15 protein-coding genes are annotated in these 17,747 nt (G+C 64.6%); 6 read left to right on the forward strand and 9 right to left on the reverse strand.

Annotation, left to right across the window (positions count from 1 at the left end):
• Window positions 1–6: 6 nt before the first annotated feature.
• Window positions 7–609 (reverse strand): TetR/AcrR family transcriptional regulator, encoded by a 603-nt coding sequence (locus ACYVG8_RS10440; RefSeq protein ID WP_112692852.1) that lies wholly within the window; start codon window positions 607–609, stop codon window positions 7–9.
• Window positions 610–785: 176 nt separating this feature from the next.
• On the opposite strand from ACYVG8_RS10440, the gene ACYVG8_RS10445 reads away from it, so the two are divergent.
• Both ACYVG8_RS10445 and ACYVG8_RS10450 read left to right on the forward strand, forming a co-directional pair.
• Window positions 786–1,889 carry an OmpA family protein gene (locus ACYVG8_RS10445; RefSeq protein ID WP_460745732.1) on the forward strand — a complete coding sequence of 368 codons (1,104 nt, stop codon included), beginning with the start codon at window positions 786–788 and terminating at the stop codon, window positions 1,887–1,889.
• A 514-nt stretch (window positions 1,890–2,403) separates the two neighbouring features.
• Window positions 2,404–3,147, forward strand: a complete 744-nt coding sequence (locus ACYVG8_RS10450; RefSeq protein WP_028498943.1) for a siderophore-interacting protein — start codon at window positions 2,404–2,406, stop codon at window positions 3,145–3,147.
• A gap of 120 nt (window positions 3,148–3,267) precedes the next feature.
• On the opposite strand, the gene ACYVG8_RS10455 is transcribed toward ACYVG8_RS10450, so the two are convergent.
• The 3 genes from ACYVG8_RS10455 to pdhA are packed head-to-tail and all read right to left on the reverse strand — an operon-like array spanning window position 3,268 to window position 6,459.
• Complete coding sequence (locus ACYVG8_RS10455; protein ID WP_028498944.1) at window positions 3,268–4,371, reverse strand: dihydrolipoamide acetyltransferase family protein; 1,104 nt, start codon at window positions 4,369–4,371, stop codon at window positions 3,268–3,270.
• A 41-nt stretch (window positions 4,372–4,412) separates the two neighbouring features.
• Window positions 4,413–5,390 carry an alpha-ketoacid dehydrogenase subunit beta gene (locus tag ACYVG8_RS10460; protein ID WP_028498945.1) on the reverse strand — a complete coding sequence of 326 codons (978 nt, stop codon included), beginning with the start codon at window positions 5,388–5,390 and terminating at the stop codon, window positions 4,413–4,415.
• Entirely contained in the window at window positions 5,383–6,459 is a 1,077-nt protein-coding gene (pdhA, locus tag ACYVG8_RS10465) for a pyruvate dehydrogenase (acetyl-transferring) E1 component subunit alpha (protein ID WP_028498946.1), read from the reverse strand. Before pdhA ends, ACYVG8_RS10460 begins: the two co-directional genes overlap by 8 nt.
• 168 nt (window positions 6,460–6,627) lie before the next feature.
• On the opposite strand from pdhA, the gene ACYVG8_RS10470 reads away from it, so the two are divergent.
• The 3 genes from ACYVG8_RS10470 (at window position 6,628) to dnaE (ending at window position 11,848) form a co-directional block, all read left to right on the forward strand.
• On the forward strand, window positions 6,628–7,386 hold the full coding sequence (locus ACYVG8_RS10470) for a hypothetical protein (protein ID WP_460745734.1): 759 nt from the start codon (window positions 6,628–6,630) through the stop codon (window positions 7,384–7,386).
• Window positions 7,387–7,545: 159 nt separating this feature from the next.
• On the forward strand, window positions 7,546–8,358 hold the full coding sequence (locus tag ACYVG8_RS10475) for a 3'-5' exonuclease (RefSeq protein ID WP_028498947.1): 813 nt from the start codon (window positions 7,546–7,548) through the stop codon (window positions 8,356–8,358).
• Between the two features lie 52 nt (window positions 8,359–8,410).
• A complete protein-coding gene (gene dnaE, locus ACYVG8_RS10480) occupies window positions 8,411–11,848 on the forward strand; it encodes a DNA polymerase III subunit alpha (RefSeq protein WP_281659792.1) in 3,438 nt (1,145 codons plus the stop codon).
• A gap of 110 nt (window positions 11,849–11,958) precedes the next feature.
• Here dnaE and panB read toward each other — a convergent pair whose 3' ends face one another.
• A complete protein-coding gene (panB, locus tag ACYVG8_RS10485; protein ID WP_107889658.1) occupies window positions 11,959–12,855 on the reverse strand; it encodes a 3-methyl-2-oxobutanoate hydroxymethyltransferase in 897 nt (298 codons plus the stop codon).
• 10 nt (window positions 12,856–12,865) lie between these two features.
• Entirely contained in the window at window positions 12,866–13,483 is a 618-nt protein-coding gene (locus ACYVG8_RS10490) for a LysE family translocator (RefSeq protein WP_028498950.1), read from the reverse strand.
• A gap of 214 nt (window positions 13,484–13,697) precedes the next feature.
• On the opposite strand from ACYVG8_RS10490, the gene ACYVG8_RS10495 reads away from it, so the two are divergent.
• The gene (locus ACYVG8_RS10495; protein WP_028498951.1) at window positions 13,698–14,150 is read left to right on the forward strand and encodes an Lrp/AsnC family transcriptional regulator; all 453 of its coding nucleotides are present in this window, start codon (window positions 13,698–13,700) and stop codon (window positions 14,148–14,150) included.
• Between the two features lie 63 nt (window positions 14,151–14,213).
• Here the strand turns inward: ACYVG8_RS10495 and ACYVG8_RS10500 are convergent, their stop codons facing one another.
• The 3 genes from ACYVG8_RS10500 to ACYVG8_RS10510 all read right to left on the reverse strand — a co-directional run bounded on the left by ACYVG8_RS10500 (window position 14,214) and on the right by ACYVG8_RS10510 (window position 17,424).
• Window positions 14,214–14,888 carry a M24 family metallopeptidase gene (locus tag ACYVG8_RS10500; protein ID WP_036385647.1) on the reverse strand — a complete coding sequence of 225 codons (675 nt, stop codon included), beginning with the start codon at window positions 14,886–14,888 and terminating at the stop codon, window positions 14,214–14,216.
• Window positions 14,889–15,118: 230 nt separating this feature from the next.
• On the reverse strand, window positions 15,119–16,390 hold the full coding sequence (locus tag ACYVG8_RS10505) for a RidA family protein (protein ID WP_028498953.1): 1,272 nt from the start codon (window positions 16,388–16,390) through the stop codon (window positions 15,119–15,121).
• Between the two features lie 629 nt (window positions 16,391–17,019).
• Window positions 17,020–17,424: an META domain-containing protein gene (locus ACYVG8_RS10510; RefSeq protein ID WP_028498954.1), complete on the reverse strand. Its 405-nt coding sequence runs from the start codon at window positions 17,422–17,424 to the stop codon at window positions 17,020–17,022.
• Window positions 17,425–17,747: the final 323 nt, after the last annotated feature.

The following is a 17,747-nucleotide window of genomic DNA, read 5'->3' on the forward strand; positions in this document are numbered from 1 at the left end:
GCGGGCTCACGCCGCTTCGCCGCGCAGGAAGTGAAGAATCGAGGCTCGCAGCCGCGCGCGGGCGACCCCGGCATCGAAAGCCGGGTCGATGACGGCACGGTCGAAGTAACCGTCCAGCAGCATCAGGACCCAGTCCACGGCGGCAGCGATATCCAGGCCGGCCGCCAGTTGTCCCTGCGCCTGCGCCCACTCCAGCAACCCGGCCAGCGCCGTGCGCCGGACGGCCTCGTTGCGTGCCGCACACGCCATCATCGCCGGATTGCGCACCGCCTCGGCCACCACTTCCAGCGTGATCCGGACCTGGATCGGATCGGTCGCCAGCGCCAGCGAGGCGTCGATGCGCGCCATCAGCGCCGCGATGGCGTCGGTTTCCCCGTCTGTCCGCGCAAAACGGGCGGCGGTCTCGCGGCCATCCTCGTCAACGATGGCGGCGATGATGTCATCCTTGCCGGCAAAGTAATGGAAGACATTGCCGGGGCTCATGCCCGCTTCGGCGCAGATTTCCGCGGTCCGGGTCTGATGAAAACCACGTCGGGCAAAACACAGGACAGCGGCGTCGAGAATCTGTCTTCGTCTGGCCTCGTGCTTTTCCGGATCGACTGTGCGCATGGCGGCTCCCGCTGGATAATTAATAGATTGACTAGTCGATCAATTAAACACCCGGACCGGCTGACCGTCAAGCCGGCCGGGCCGGCCATCCTGCTCCCGCGCAATCTGGTCTACGGTAATACCAGGGGGCCGCCCTCCCACCGCGCGCCCCCTTCCCCCGCACCGGAAAGACCACCATGACCATCAATCTGCTGGGCACCCTGTCACAGGCACTGGACGGCCATTTCGCCGACATGGCCGCCACCGCGGTGGCGGATACGCAGGGCAGCACCCGGCGTGCCATCGACGCCGTCGTCCCGGTGCTGCTGGGCGGGCTGGTGCAACTGGGGACCGGCCCCGCGGGCGCGGGCGCTGTCATCGACCTGCTGCAGCGTACCGACCCCGGTCCCGGCACCAGCGAACTGCCGCAGGGTATCGATACCGGCACCCTGATGACGACCGGGCGCACCCTGCTGTCGTCGCTGTTCGGCGAGCGGCTTGGCGCTATCACCGAAGCTCTCGCCGCACGGCACAGTCTCGCCACCTCGACCGTAGGCGGCGTGCTGGCGCTGGCGGCGCCGCTGCTGTCCGGCAAGCTGAAGGCCCTGATTGCCGAACGGCAACTGGATGCGGCCGGGCTCGGCCAGTTGCTGGCCGAACAGAAACCGTCGCTTGCCGGCGCGCTGCCGGCCGGCCTGCCCGGCCTCCTGGGCCTCGATGGCCTGACGGCCAGCGTCGGCACCACCGCAGCCGATGCCAGTGAGCGCATCCACGCCATCGCGCCCGATCTTCCGCCGGACAGCCCGTCGCCGCCACTGCTGCGCCGCTGGCTGCCATGGATCATTGTCCTGCTGGTGCTGCTGATGGCACTGACCCAGTTGCGCCAGTGCGGAACCGGCACGACAGCCATCGGCATCGTACCCCCGCCCGCAGCACCGGCACAGCCGCCAGCCGCCCCGGCCAGCACCATGCCGCAGGCCGCCGCCCGCCCCGCCCCGGTCAGGCTCTACTTCGATGTCGCCTCGGTCAGCGTGCCGGATGACAGCGAGCTGCAACTGCAGGCCGTCATCGACTACGCCACGGCCCACCCGGATGCCCGGATCGCGATTTCCGGCTTCCACGACAAGACCGGCAACAGCGACCGGAATGCGGCGCTGGCCAGGGATCGCGCCAAATCGGTCAAGGCGGTTCTGGTGCTGGCCGGCATCGCGGAAGAACGCATCGATCTGGAAAAACCGCTCGAATCGACCGGCTACACCAGCAACAGGGAAGCCCGCCGCGTCGAAGTCACCGTCAGGTAGGCGGTCTTTCATTGCGCTGGCGCAATGAGCCCCCACCCGGGCAAGGCGTACCGTCATGGTGGTCCCCGCGCCGGCCCCGGCCGGCGACAGCGGGCCCGGACGGGAGAAGGCATGCGCATTGAATCGATGTCGCCAATCGTAATACCTGCTTCAAGCTGACAGCGCTGCCGCTGGCGTACTTCCCGTGGCTGCTGGCCCTGCTGCTCGGCTACGGCCTGCTGGTGCAGGGGGTGAAAGGGGTCTACGCCCGCCGCTACGGCTGGCAGTGAGCGGGCGGCGGTGAACGCCGCAACCAGACCGGTATTGTCCGCCGCATCGCCGTGCATGGCCGGAACGCGAGCCATGGCCACGGAAAGGCGCTCGACCCTGTGCGGAAAATGTGCCCGGAGCGGCTGTTTGCGGGGTTTTGACGGGGGTTTCGCTGCCGTTGGCAATGCGAGTTTCCAGAGACAGGGATCGCTTTTATGCTAACCGGAATTCATGAGCAATTGCTCGCATTTATCCGGAACCTGTCATGACCTTCTCCCTTCCCCGCCGCCAGCCACAAATCGTGGCCCAGGTTGTTGCCGCCCGGACCGTCACCCCGCACATGCGTCGCCTGACCCTGGGCGGGCCGACGCTGCATACGCTGCTGTCGACCGACGGCATCGACGCCCCGGCCGCCTGGGTCAAGATTTTCCCGCCCGGACGCGAAGGCCGTGCCTATACCGTGCGCCACGTGGACCGCGCCGCCGGCACGCTGGATATCGACTTCGTGCTGCATGGTGATGAGCGCCATGACGACGGTTCGGTATCGGCCTGGGCACGGCAGGCCGCCATCGGTGCCGGTCTCGGCATTGCCGGCCCGCGCCACGGCGGGTTTGCCCTGCAGGCCGATGCCCGCTGGCTGTGGCTGGCCGCCGACGCCAGCGCGCTGCCGGCCATTCAGCGCATTCTGGAAACCCTGCCCGCCGATCTCGATGTGCACGTACTGGCGCTGGTCACCGACGCACGCGAACGCCAGCCGCTGCCGACCCGGGCCCGCCTGCAGGAAACCTGGCTGTATGCCGATGCGCCAGGTGCCGACATCGACGCCCTGCAGGCCGACGTCTTCGACCGCGCACGACGGCTCGGCCATGACGGCCAGGTGTGGATCGCCGGGGAGTCCGGTCTGGTCAGGCACTGGCGCAGCCTGTGGTCGCCGCTGACGCCGGCGCAGTTGAGCGCCAAAGGTTACTGGAAACACGGAGAGCGCGATCACCGCGACCGGGAGGGCTGAAATCATCCCGCCGCCACGGACGGTGTCATCCGGAGGGCGAGCGCCGACGCCACCGTGGCCGCCGTCGCTCGCCGCCATGAGTCTGGCCGGGCGGACCTTGCATCCGCCCGGGGGGCACGCTTATGCCCCGGCTTCGAGATCCGCGATCAGGACTTTCAGGAAACGCGCAGCCTCGATGCCGGTGGCCGCGCGGTGGTCGAAGGTCAGCGACATCGGCAACAGCCGGTGCACCGCCACCTGGTCACCGACGGCCACTGGCTGCTTGCGCGCCCGGCCGGCGCCGACAATGGCGACGGTCGGCGGCACGATGACCGGGCTCGCGTAACGACCGGCCACCATGCCGAAGTTCGACAGGGTGATGGTATTGCCGCGCAGATCCTCCGGTGCGACCGCGCGGTTGCCGACATCGACCTTCATCTGTTCGATCGCCGCCCGCAGATCGTCCTTGTCGCGGCCACCGACATCGCGCAGCACCGGCACGAACAGCGCATCGGCCATGTCCAGCGCGATGCCCAGATCGACCTGGGCCAGCTTGCGGATGCCGAGCGCCTTGGCGTCGTACCACGCATTCAGTACCGGCACCGCCCTGCAGGCAGCGACGATGGCGCGGATCAGCCGCCAGGTGGTGTCCTCGCCGGCCGCCCAGCCGTGGATGTCGGCATCCTCGGTCAGGGTGACGGCGGCGACTTCCTCGTGCGCCCGCGCCATGATCTGCGCCATGGCCCGGCGCGGACCGCGCAGGGTTTCCATCGGCGTGACGCTGGCCAGAATCTTCGACACCCGTTCGACATCACTGGCGAGAATGGTGCCGTCCGGACCGCTGGGCGTGACAATGGCCAGATCGATGCCGAGCTTGGACGCCAGCGCCCGTACCGCCGGCATCGCCCTGACGCCACGACCGGCGGCCGCCTGTGCCGGCTCGATATCTTCGCGCACCGACTCGCTGACCGCCTTGACGTCGCCGACCACGGTGCCGCTGTCGCCGGCCTCGCCGTCGTCGATATCGATCAGCGCCGACGCCAGCGGCACGATGTCGCCGGCCTTGACGTGCAGGCGGGCCACACGGCCGGCAAACGGTGACGGTACATCGACGATGGCCTTGGCGGTTTCCACCGACAGCAACGGCTGGTCGACCACCACGTGGTCGCCCTCGCCGACATGCCAGCTGACGATTTCGGCTTCTTGCAACCCCTCGCCGAGATCGGGCAGATGGAAGGTTTTCATGGTTTTCCCCTTGTAGGTATGCAGCAGCGCGGCAAGGCCGCTCAGAAAGACATCGTCCGCGACACGGCGGCCAGGATGCGTTCCACGCTGGGCAGGTATTCGTCCTCGCGCCGCGCCAGCGGCAGCGGAATATCGAAGCCGGTCACCCGTTCCACCGGCGCCAGCAGGCTCATCAGTCCGCGTTCGGCCAGCTGGGCGGCGATGTCGGCGCCGACGCCGCCGGTGCGAGCCGCCTCGTGCACGATCACGCAGCGACCGGTGCGCGCCACCGAGGCAAGGATGGTGTCGATGTCCAGCGGCTTGACCGTCGCCACGTCGATGACCTCGGCGCTGATGCCCTGCCCGGCCAGCCGGTCGGCCGCCTGCAGCGTCTCGCGCACCGCCGCGCCCCAGCTGACCAGGGTCACGTCGCTGCCTTCGCGCAGCGTGAAGCAGGCGCCGAGTGGCAGCGCCGTGCCGTCATCGCTGACCGGCTCCTTAAGCAGCCGGTACAAGCGGGTCGGCTCAAGGAAAATGACCGGGTCGGGATCGCGGATCGCCGCCAGCAGCAGCCCGTAGGCACGCACCGGCGAGCTGGGGATCACCACTTTCAGACCCGGCACATGGGCGAGCCAGGCTTCAGGCGATTCACCATGGTGTTCCGGCGCGTGGATGCCGCCGCCGACCGGCGTGCGCAGCACCATCGGGCAGGTCAGCCGGCCACGGGTACGATGGCGCATGCGTGCCGCCTGGTTGATCAACTGGTCGAAGGTCGAATACATGAAACCGGCGAACTGGATCTCGCACACCGGCTTCATGCCCTGGGCCGCCATGCCGACCGCCATGCCGGCAATCAGCGTTTCCGCCAGCGGCGTATCGAACACCCGCGCCTCGCCAAAGCGGGCCTGCAGCCCCTGGGTGGCGCGGAACACGCCGCCATTCGCCCCGACATCCTCGCCGAACACGGCAACGTCCGGATCGGCTTGCAGCTCATGCGCCAGCGCGGTGGTGATGGCTTCGAGCAGGGTCATTTCAGTCATGGCCGGCTCCTTCCGCATCGAGCAGGAATGCATCGCGCTGCCGGCGCAGATCGGCCGGCAACTCGGCGTACAGATAATCGAACAGGTCCTGGCGCGGCATCAGCGGCGTGGCCAGGTAGCGCTCGACGGCCGCGGTCACCTGCGCGCCGATTTCGGCGATCAGCGCTTCCTCGTCCTGCTTGCTCCAGCGCTTCTGGTCGGCCAGGTAGTGACGCAGACGCGCTACCGGTTCATTGGCCCAGGCCGCGCTGACTTCGGCTTCGTCGCGATAACGGCGCGCATCGTCGGCAGTGGTGTGATCGGACAGCCGGTAGGTCACGCACTCGACCAGACTGGCGCCCTCCCCGCGCCGGGCGCGTTCGACCGCCCGGCCGATCGCGTCGCGGACGGCGATCGGATCATTGCCGTCGCACTGCTCGCCGGGAATGCCGGCGGCGATGGCCTTCTGCGCGAAACTGACCGCCAGCGTCTGCCGGCTGCGCGGCACCGAGATGGCCCACTGGTTGTTGGTGATGACGAAGACCACCGGCAGCTGCATCACCCCGGCCGCATTCATCGCCTCGTAGAAATCGCCCTTGGATGACGCACCGTCTCCCAGGCAGCACACTGCCACCCGGGGCGACTGGCGAGACTTGAATGCCTGGGCCACACCGACAGCGTGACAGCACTGGCTGGCGATCGGCACCGCGATCGGAAAGTCTTCGCGCGGGCCGGCAAAATCGCTGCCGCGCTCGTCACCGCCCCAGTACAGCAGGATTTCCTCCATCCGTACCCCGCGCCACAGCATGGCACCGGTTTCACGGTAGGTCGGCAACAGCACGTCCTCGGGCCGCATCACACTGGCGAGGCCGACGCTGACCGCTTCCTGGCCCAGTGACGACGGATAGGTACGCAACTGGCCGGTACGCTGCAAAGCGACCGCCTTGGCGTCGAAGGCGCGGGTCAGCATCATGCCGCGATAGACCGGTACCAGCCGGTCGGGGTCGAAACCGGCCGGCGGGGCCGGCAGATGGCCGTGCGAGTCCAGATAGGCCACGCGCGGGACCCGGAAGGTAGCCACAGTATCCATTTTCAGGGGTCTCCTCTTTATTTTGGATAGGGAATGGCAAGTTCGATTGTCAGACACCTTGTGGACGTCAGCTCAAAGGTAGGCGGGAAAAAGCGGCGTGTCATTCTGCGTTGCAGCAGGATGCGGATCGGGGCGGCATTTGCCGGCAAAGAGATGATGAGTGGATAATTGGCGGCGAAAATAAATTCAATTGCTATTCACCCATACCCCCGGGAAATCCTGATGTTGATACTCACTGGCCTCGCCGCCCTGATCGGACTCGTGTTTCTGCTGATCGCCGTGCTGGGATTGATTGCGCCGGCCCTGTTCAGGAACCGGAAAACCGGCGACACCCCGCCCCGTACCCATCTGCTGTCGGGTGGTCTGCTTGCGGCCCTGATCGCCTTCGGCGTTGCCGGCGGGCTGTATCCGAAAGCCGGGGATGGCGCGGCAGCGCCCGCGCCGGTCCTCGACCCGGCGGAAGCCGTGCAGTCGGGCAAGGGGCTGGGCATGACGCCGGAAGGATTCCGGAAATCATTCAATGCCATTGCCGGTGAAGAAGATCCCCGCTACGCCATTCCCAGGCTGACCATCAGCTCCGGAGAAAAAAACGATACCTTTACCCATCAGTTTTCCAGGCAGGCCGGCATCATGGGCGCGGTCAGCAAGCAGGACGGTTCCCTGGAATATGTGATGCTGGTCACATCCGGTTCAAAAACAGACAATTCGGAAAATGTGCGGTCGCTGGCCATGCTGCTGTTCGCCGCCCAGGCCTTGAACCCGGCCGTCCCCAGGGACGAGAACAATCAGGCGGTCATTGCGCTGGTCAAGGAAGCTGTCGCCAATATCAGCAGCCCGAAACCCGTCTCGCAACGGGTCGGCAAGCTCGAATACAGCGCGACAGCCTCCGACGTGACCGGACTGATGTTCTCCATTGGCCGCCCATAAGGCCGTTTCCGGCCTTGCATTGCTGAATGCGGTCCCGGACATGCCGCCAATGCCGACGGCATGCTCCCCGTTTCTCCCGCGCCACATTCCTGCACGCAGACACGACAGCCCGCCCCCCAGGCTCTAGAATCCTGGGCACGATTTTCCGGATTCTTCCCCATGCACGCCGTTCTCGCCTTCGACATCGAAACCATCCCCGACATCTCCGGCCTGCGCGCCATCCACGACCTGTCGCCGGACATGCCCGACACCGACGTGGCCGAATGGGCCTTGCAGCGCCAGCGCGCCAGGAACGGCTCGGATTTCCTGCCGCATCACCTGCACCGGGCGGTGGCGATTTCCTGCGTGCTGCGCTGGGGTCAGGACAAGCTGCACATTGCCACGCTCGGCAGCGCCGACAGCAGCGAGCGCGACATGATCGCCGCGTTTTTCGCCCTGGTGGAAAAGTACACGCCGCAGCTGGTCAGCTGGAACGGCGGCGGCTTCGACCTGCCCGCGCTGCAGTACCGTGCGCTGATCAACGGCATTGCCGCGCCGCGCTACTGGGACCAGGGCGACGGCGACTACGCCGACAGCCGCGATTTCAAGTGGAACAACTACATCAGCCGCTATCACTCCCGCCATCTGGACCTGATGGACGTCATGGCGCTGTACCAGCCGCGCGCCAGTGCGCCGCTGGACGACATCGCCAGGCTGTGCGGTTTCCCCGGCAAGCTCGGCATGGACGGCAGCAAGGTCTGGCAGGCCTTTCAGGACGGCCGGATCAACGATATCCGCGACTACTGCGAAACCGACGCGGCCAACACCTATCTGGTATTCCTCCGCTTCCAGCTGCTGCGCGGCGCGCTGTCGCCCGACGAGTACGCGGCAGAAGTCGCCCGCGTCCGCGACTGGGTCGCGCAGCAGGCCGGCGACCATCCGCACTGGCAGGCGTTTGCCGGTGCCTGGCCGGCAGAGGGTCGGCCAGTCTGAGCCGGCGAGCAGCAATTTTCGTCCTGCCGCCATCGCAAGGTAAAATGCCCGGATGACTACACCCCGTTTCGTTCACCTTCGCCTGCACACCGAATTTTCCGTCACCGACGGCATCACCCGCGTCGATGACGCGGTGAAGCGCGCCGTTGGCGAACGCATGCCCGCGCTGGGCATTTCCGACCTGATGAACCTGTTCGGCATGGTCAAGCATTACAAGGCCTGCCTGAAGCAGGGCGTGAAGCCGATTATCGGCGTCGACGCCTGGCTCGAAAACGAGACCGACCGCGACCAGCCGTTCCGCCTGCTGCTGATCGCGATGAACCGCACCGGCTATCACCGCCTGTGCGAGCTGATGACCGATGCCTACCGCACCAACCAGTATCGCGGCCGTGCCGAACTGAAGCGCGAGTGGCTGGATGCGGCATCATGCGAACACCTGATCCTGGTATCCGGCGCCCAGTTCGGCGACGTCGGCCAGGCCCTGCTGGCCGGCAATCTGGAACAGGCGCGGCAACGCGCCACCGAGTGGCAGACACGTTTCCCCGGCCGCTGCTATCTGGAGATCCAGCGCATCGGCAAGCCGGAGGTCGAAACCTGCGTCGACCGCACGCTGTGGCTGGCCGGCGAAACCGGACTGCCGGTGGTCGCCACCCACCCGATCCAGTTCCTCGACCAGGACGACTTCAAGGCGCACGAAGCCCGGGTCTGCATTGCCGAGGGCGAAATGCTCGGCAACCCGAAGCGCCCGCGCCGCTATACCGACCAGCAGTACTTCAAGTCTGCCGACGACATGGCGGCGCTGTTTGCCGACGTGCCGGAAGCACTGGAAAACAGCGTCGAGATCGCCCGTCGCTGCAATATCGAGATCGAACTCGGCAAGAACTACCTGCCGCTGTTCCCGACCCCGGCCGGCATGACGCTGGACGACTACCTGGTCCACCGCGCCGAAGAAGGTCTGGTCGAGCGCATGCAGGCGCTGTACCCGGATGAAGCGCTGCGCGAGCAGAACATGCCGCGCTACCGCGACCGGCTGAAGTTCGAGCTCGACACCATCATCCAGATGGGCTTCCCGGGCTACTTCCTGATCGTGGCCGACTTTATCAACTGGGCCAAGGGCAACGGCTGCCCGGTCGGTCCGGGCCGGGGTTCCGGCGCCGGCTCGCTGGTTGCCTTCAGCATCGGCATTACCGACATCGACCCGCTGGCCTACGCCCTGCTGTTCGAGCGCTTCCTGAACCCGGAACGGGTGTCGATGCCTGACTTCGACATCGACTTCTGCCAGGACAATCGCTGGCGCGTGATCGAGTATGTGCGCGAGAAATACGGCGCCGACGCCGTCAGCCAGATCGCCACCTTCGGCACCATGGCCGCCAAGGCCGTGGTGCGCGACGTCGGTCGCGTGCTCGATCTGCCGTACTCGTTCTGCGACGGGCTGTCGAAGCTGATCCCGGCCGCGCCGGGCAAGCAGTACTCGCTCGACGACGCGGTCGAGATGGAGCCGACGCTGAAGGAACGCATCGCCAACGAGGAAGAAGTCGCCGAGCTGTGGACGCTGGCGAAGAAACTCGAAGGCGTGACCCGCAATATCGGCATGCATGCCGGCGGCGTGCTGATCGCCCCGGGGCAGATCGTCGACTTCTGCCCGATGTACCAGGCGTCCGGCGATGACGCATCGCCGGTGTCGATGCTCGACAAGGGCGACGTCGAGGAAGTCGGTCTGGTCAAGTTCGACTTTCTCGGCCTGCGCAACCTGACCATCATCGAGCTGGCAGTCGAATACATCCACAAGCTCGATCCGAAGTTCGACATCGACCTCAACCACATGGGCTTCGACGACGTCGCCGCCTATCGCATCCTGCAGCAGGCCAACACCACCGCCGTGTTCCAGCTCGAATCGGACGGGATGAAGAAGCTGCTGGAAAAGCTCAAGCCCGACCGCTTCGAAGACATCATCGCCGTGCTGGCACTGTATCGTCCGGGCCCGCTCGGCTCGGGCATGGTCGACGACTTCATCCTGCGCAAGGCCGGCAAGCAGGCCGTCGACTACTTCCACCCCGACCTGACCGCGTGTCTCGATCCGACCTATGGCGTGATCGTGTACCAGGAACAGGTGATGCAGATCTCGCAGATCATCGGCGGCTACACGCTCGGCGGCGCCGACATGCTGCGGCGGGCGATGGGCAAGAAAAAAGCCGAGGAGATGGACAAGCACCGCGGGCTGTTCGTCGCCGGCGCGCTGAAGAACGGCTACAAGCAGGAACTGGCCGAGTACCTGTTCGACCTGATGGCGAAATTCGCCGAGTACGGCTTCAACAAGTCGCACACCGCCGCCTACGCCGTGGTCAGCTACCAGACCGCATGGCTGAAGGCGCACTACCCGTCGGCATTCATGGCCGCGACCATGTCCTCGGAACTGGACAATACCGACCAGTTGCGGGTGTTCTACGACGATTCGCTGAAAAACGGTCTGGTGTTCCTGCCGCCGGACGTCAACGAGGGCTTCTACCGCTTCGTGCCGACCGACGGCAAGCACATCCGCTATGCGCTCGGCGCGGTCAAGGGCACCGGCGAAGCCGCGGTCGAGCATATCGTCGAGGTCCGCCGCGAAGGCCGCTTTACCGACCTGTTCGACTTCTGCCGCCGCACTGACAAGCGTCTGGTCAACCGCCGCACCATCGAGGCGCTGATCCGTGCCGGCGCCTTCGACGCCATCGACGACAACCGTGCCAAACTGCTGGCCAACGTCGAACTGGCGATGTCGGTCGCCGAGCAGGAAGCCGAGAACATCAACCAGGGCGGCCTGTTCGACATGTTCGAGGCCGAGGACGTGCCGACGGTGGACATGGTCGACGTCAAGCCGTGGGACGAGGCCACCCGGCTGACCGAGGAAAAGACCGCCATCGGCTTCTTCCTGTCCGGTCATCCGTTCCATGCCTACGAATCAACCGTGCGCCGCTTTATCCGCACGCCGCTGAACCGGCTGTCGCCGAAGAAGGAACCGCAGTGGCTGGCCGGCACCATTACCGGCATCCGCACCAAGATCGGCAACCGCGGCAAGATGGCTTTCATCCAGCTCGACGACGGCTCGGCCAAGGTCGAAGTGTCGATCTTCAGCGAGGCGTTCGACGAGGCCCGCCACAAGCTGAAGGAAGACGTGGTGCTGGTGGTGTCCGGCAAGGTCAGCCATGACGACTTTACCGGCGGCATGCGCATCGTCGCCGACACCGTGTTCGATCTGGCCGAGGCCAAAAGCCAGTTCGCCAAGGCGCTGACCGTCGACATGCCGTCGGCGCGCGCCGACCTGAACCGGCTGCGCACGCTGATCTCGCCGCACGTCGGCGGCGGCTGCCCGCTGCGCATCGACTACCGCAACGCCGACGCGCGCTGCCTGCTCCAGCTTGGCGACGACTGGCGGGTCAAGCTCGACGACGGCATGCTGGCGGCGCTGCGCGAATGGCTCGGCGAGCAGGCGGTGAAAGTGGTGTTCTGATTCCGGGAAGGGAAAGACCCTCGCCCCGGTAAAGAAAAAATGGCTGCGCCCTGTCAGGGCGCAGCCATTTGACCATCCGGACATGCCGGAGCAGCCCGGTGCGGCAAACATCACCAGCCATGCAGCCCGTTATCGGGAAACGACCCGTCCTTGACCGCCCGGACATAGGCGGCGAACGCCGCCCGCACCTCGCCGGTCTCCAGCATGAAGTTGCGCACGAATTTCGCCATGCGCCCCAGATTGAGGCCCAGCATGTCATGCATGACCAGTACCTGGCCGGCAGTGCCGTTTCCGGCGCCAATGCCGATGGTGGCGCAGGCAGTCATGTCACCGGTAACGGTCGCGGCCAGCCGGGCGGGCACCATTTCCAGCACCATCATCGTGGCGCCGGCCTGATCCAGCGCCACGGCATCCGCCCGCAGACGCTGCGCTGCCACGTCGTCGCGGCCCTGCACCCGGTAGCCGCCCAGCGCCGAGACCGTTTGCGGCGTCAGCCCCAGATGCCCGCAGACGGGGATGCCCCGCTCGACCAGAAAAGCCACGATATCGGTGGTCCAGCCGCCGCCCTCCAGCTTGACCATCTGTGCGCCGGCCTGCATCAGCTGCACGGCGGAACGGATCGCCTGATCGCGCGAGACCTGATAAGCGCCGAAAGGCAGATCGGTCACGATCAGCGCTCCGCCGCCCGCCCGGGCCAGCCCTTGCGCAACACAGCGGGTGTGATACTGCATGCTCTCCAGCGACACGCCGACGGTACTGGTCTGCCCCTGGCACACCATGCCCAGCGAATCGCCAACCATGATGCAGTCGACGCCGGCCGCATCGGCCACGGCAGCGAAAGTGGCATCATAGGCGGTCAATATGGCGATTTTCTCGCCGCCGGCCCGCATCCCGGCAATCTGCCGGGTGGTGACCTGTCCGCGCGGGCGCGTCGACGGACCTGGCGCCTGGTCACTGGGCGGCTGTGCTTCACCGCCAAGGCTGGCGGGAATCCGGTCTTTGCTCATGGGAACCCCCTCAGTGAATGGCCTGTTCGGTGAACAGCAGCAAGGCGATAACGACCATTGCCGCACCGGAAAACCGGCTCACGACCCGCGCGGCCTGCGGGCGGGTCTGCAGCACGGCCTGGGCACTGAAACCGACCAGCAGATAGACCACGGCGCAGCTGAGCAGATGCACCATCCCGAGCGCCATGATCTGTGCCGGTATCGACCAGGCCGCGGCCGGATCGGTGAACTGCGGCAGCAGTGCCAGGAACAGCAGGAACACTTTGGGGTTCAGCCCGCTGACACAGGTGCCCTTCAGCGTCCAGCGCGCCCATGAGCGGGACCCGGCGGTCTCACCGGCACGCGGCTGCGGCGGATGACGCAGCATGCCGATCCCCAGCCACAGCAGATAGGTGGAACCGGCCACGGTCAGCACGGTCAGCACCGCCGGATTGCTGGCCACCAGCGCCCCGACGCCAGCCGCCACCACCAGTGTCGCGATCAGATGACCAAGCAGCAGCCCGGCCACGGCAGGCACCACCACCCGGCCCAGCATGCCGGCGGAAATCGCATAGGCCCAGTCCACCCCCGGCGTGATGATGAACAGGATCGACACCACCCAGAATGCCGCAAAGATGCTGGGCGTCATGATTGCCGCTCCTGACCCGACCAGCAGATACAGCACAGCGCACCAGCGCGGCCCGCCTGTCCCCGGCATCGACACCGAGATTTTTCCATTTCATTCCGCTCCAGAAGTAAATATTTCCAAATTCATGTTGCTGTTGGAAATAATATTCTCCGGAAGCTAGAATGTGCTTTCAATTCCTTGTGCCGGCATTACCGTTTTTGGGAAAATTTTCTACATGGACAAGATTGATTGCAGGATTCTTGCCGAGCTCCAGGCCGACGGGCGCCTTTCCGTCACCGAGCTGGCAGAGCGGGTCGGACTCAGCGTCTCCCCCTGCCACCGCCGGGTCCGGGCGCTGGAGCAGTCCGGCGCCATCCAGGGCTATCACGCCCGTCTCGACCCGGTGAACCTCGGGCTGAATTTCTCCGCCATCGTCTTCGTCACCCTGCGCGACGGCGATCACAACGCCGTCCAGGCCTTCGAGGCCTCGCTGGCGGACGTGCCGCAGGTGGTTCAGGCACAACGGCTGTTCGGCGATCCCGACTACCTGCTCCACGTCATCACCCGCGACCTGCCCGCCTTCCAGCAGCTGTACGATGAACGCCTGTCGACACTGCCCAGTGTCCAGCGGCTGATCTCCACCCTGGTGATGAAGAATGTGGTGCAGGACCGGCAGTTGCCGCTGTGAGCGGGCACGGCGCTCCGGCAGCGTCGAATAAAGGGCAAGGCCGATCACCGTCGGCCGATCGGGTTACGCCCGGACCAGCAGGTCCTCGTAAAAAGCTCCGTATTCACCGGCCGGATCGGCAATCTGGATTTCAAGAATCCACAAGCCCGTATCCGGGCAGTCGGCGAAATCGCCCAGATTGCCGGCCTTGTAGATCGCATGCGGAAAGTCGGACACGCGGTGGCCCCTGATCTCGGGATTGAGCACCCAGCCCATCGCGCTGGCGCGTTCCTCCGCAAAGCGGTAGAGCGCCGGTCCGGCCAGATTGTCGTGCAGCCATTTTTCCCTGACCTCATCCCAGAGTTGCCGCGCCGCCGCCGCACAGGCCAGCTTGCGCGGGTCCTGACCGACGACAAAGGTCGCGCCGGCATCCCCTTCATGCCCTTCCCACACCACGCCCAGGTCGATAAAGAAAATGTCGTCTTCCCCGAGCCGGTTGTCCGGGTCGATCTTCTCGCTGAAGATTTTCAGGGTGCTGCGGCCGAAGCGGACCAGGATGCCGTGCCAGATGCGGTCCATGCCCATGTCTTCGAGCACGGTCCTGGCCAGCTCCTTCGCCTGCAGCTCGGTCATGCCGGGCCGGACCCGTCCGGCAATCCGGTGCACGGCTTCCATGGTCCTGTCGCGGGCAAGCTTCATCTTGTCCAGCGAGAACGAAGCACCGACGGCTTCTTTTGCGGCAAGGGCGATCTCTGACATGCAATGCTCCATCCGGATGGGTAGCCGATGATCTTATTCCAGAAGAATCAGCCGGCCCAGCGCGGTGCGGGCATCAGGCAGGGAGCGCCGAAAGCCGGCCGCCGTAAAACGGAAAAAGGAAGCCGAAATGAATTTCAGCTTCCTTTTTCACGGTCGGGACAGGCGATTACGCCTTCCCGCAGGCATCAACAGGCAACGATGGCCGTTGCCTGTTCAACAGCTTGTGCCTGTTATGCCTTGCGCGGGGTGCCTTCAGCATGCGCGACAACGGCTTCGATCTGGACCAGGGCATTGTTCGGCAGAACGGAAACGCCAACGGTCCGGCGGGCCGGCACGCCGCCCGGGAAGTATGCCGTGTAGGCTTCGTCCACAGCGCTCATGTCGTCGATGTTCTTGACGAAGACGTTGACCTTGACCACATCAGCCATGACGTGGTTGATGCTTTCCACGATAGCCTTGATGTTTTTCAGGCACTGGGCAGCCTGTTCCTTCACACCACCGGCAACCAGAGCACCCGTTTTCGGGTCCAGCGGCAGCTGGGCCGAAATGTGGTTGTAATGGGAGAAAGCAACGGTTTGCGTCGAAAGGGCGCTCTGCGGTGCATTTTCGGTGTTGTTCGCCTTGATGACGATCCCGTGACGGTCTTCAACCAGTTGCGGCGGCGTACCGTCACCGTGCGACACGACGGCTTCGATTTGCACCAGCGCATCCAGCGGCAGGCCGGCGACGGCAACGGCAGTGCGTGCCGGCACATAGGCGACGGCGCGGGCAATGGCCGAATCCGGGAAGAACGTCGTATACACTTCGTTCACGGCGTCAAGATCCGAGAAGTTCTTGAGGAAGATGTTGATCTTGACGATATCGTCGAAAGGAACGTCGATGCTTTCCAGAATGGCCTTGATGTTCTTGAGGCACTGGGCAGCCTGTTCTTTCACGCCACCGGCGACCAGCTTGCCGGATTCCGGATCGATCGGCAGTTGGGCGGAAATGTTGTTGTAGTGGGAGAACGCGACGGTTTGCGTGGACAGCGGGCTGGTCGGAGCGTTTTTCGTGTTGCGGGCGAGCTTGATCAGGTCGCCGGCTTGCGGTGCGCCCGGGATGGTGCCGACACCATTCGAAACCAGCGCTTCGACTTGCACCAGTGCATTCAGGGGCAATGCAGCAACGGCGACGGTCGTCAGTGCCGGCACATAGCCCGGGAAGAAGGTTGCGTAGACGGCATTGACCGCGTCAATGTCGGCAATGTTTTTGACGAAAATGGAAATGCGAACAATATCGTCCATCGAATGGGCGACACTTTCGACCACTGCCTTGATGTTCTTGAAGCACTGTTCGGCTTGTTCTTTCACGCCACCGGCAACCAGCTTGCCCGTCTTCGGATCAACCGGCAATTGAGCCGAAAGGTTATTGTAATGAGAGAAAGCAACAGTTTGCGAATAAGGACCCATCGCCTTCGGCGCATTTTCCGTATTCCGTGCCAGGACTGCGTTATAGCCGCTCATAATAATACTCACCTTTTTTTGTTGGGTTTTAGTGGGTTGCGTGGCATGCACGTGTTCCACCCTCGTTAATGACAGTTGCTACGGGTCTATCCAGGCGACGGACCTTAGCCTGCAGTAAATTTGTGGAGGCAGGTTACGTCAAGGATCAGGCGCAAGTCAATATAGCGAATCGCCGTGTTTTTCTGCTTTTTGCACCGTTATGACGAGTATATATCAGGGGAAAAATTGAATCACCCCTGCGTGCCGGGCACGGTTTGCACGGGAACAAAAATTCCAAACGAGTAAACCGCACACCAAACCGCATATTCTCACTTCGCATGCCGGTATGAAGTGGCCCATTCCGCGTCGCAATATTGATCATGCGTTATTATTTTTGCTGTTTTAAACAAAAAACTAGATCTACAGCAAAGTTATTGCCGAAAAAGTAACGTAGGCAAAAACAGGACGTGCGAAATATCGACATTTTTTTGTCGTTCACGGACATGAGTTAATGACAACCGGCCAGAATGTTTAATCGGCGGCATTGAATGCCAATGTCGCAAATGGAAAATACGGCGTCGCAAAAAACCCCGGCCAGTATCCCGAAAAACAAAAGGACCAGCGTCCCGCCAGTCCCTCCTCCCCGGCCGCTACTTCGGCAGCACCACCGGCGTCCGCTTCAATGTGATCTGTTGCCCTTCACTGCCAATCACCAGCGTGCTGCGGTCCTTCAGCACGAATGGCGGGTTGGACTGGAAAAAGTCCATCACCGCGTTCTCGGCCGGCATCATCGCCGCCGTGCAGGCACGGCTGTCGGCCTTGATGGTGCCGAAGACCAGCCGGTTGTCCTGGGCCGAGACCGGTGCGCCGAAGCGGTTGCACTGGGTCGAGGCCAGCATTTGCCCATCAAGGATTTTCACGGTCAGGCCGTCGCTGGTCGCCCAGTTGCCGGCCGGCAGCGCAGCGCCCGGGGCAGCGGCGTTCTGGCCGGTCGCGCAGCCGGCGACCAGCGCCACGGCGAGTACGGCGGAAGAAAGGGAGACGAGATGTTTCATCGGCGGGACCTCCTGTCGGATGCTGCGTCACGATTGCAACGCCAGCTACCTTACTAGCACAGACTGACGGCAAGCACCGCGTCACAGCGCCATGCCGGCGGCCTGAGCCAGATCAAGCGAAAGCGACACGCGTGCCGAAAACCGCCCGGATTGCCCTAGTCTGGCGGCATGAAGACCTCTGCCCTCCCGCTGCGCCTTGCCCTGCTCGCCGCCGCCGCGACAGCGCTGGCCTGGTTTGGCTGGCTGATGCTGCGCCAGCCGGCTGCGGCCGCCGTTGAAGACGTGCTGGTGTCCTGCGCCAGCCTGCGCCAGGGCTGTACCGT

It is taken from the genome of Microvirgula curvata, assembly GCF_054781615.1.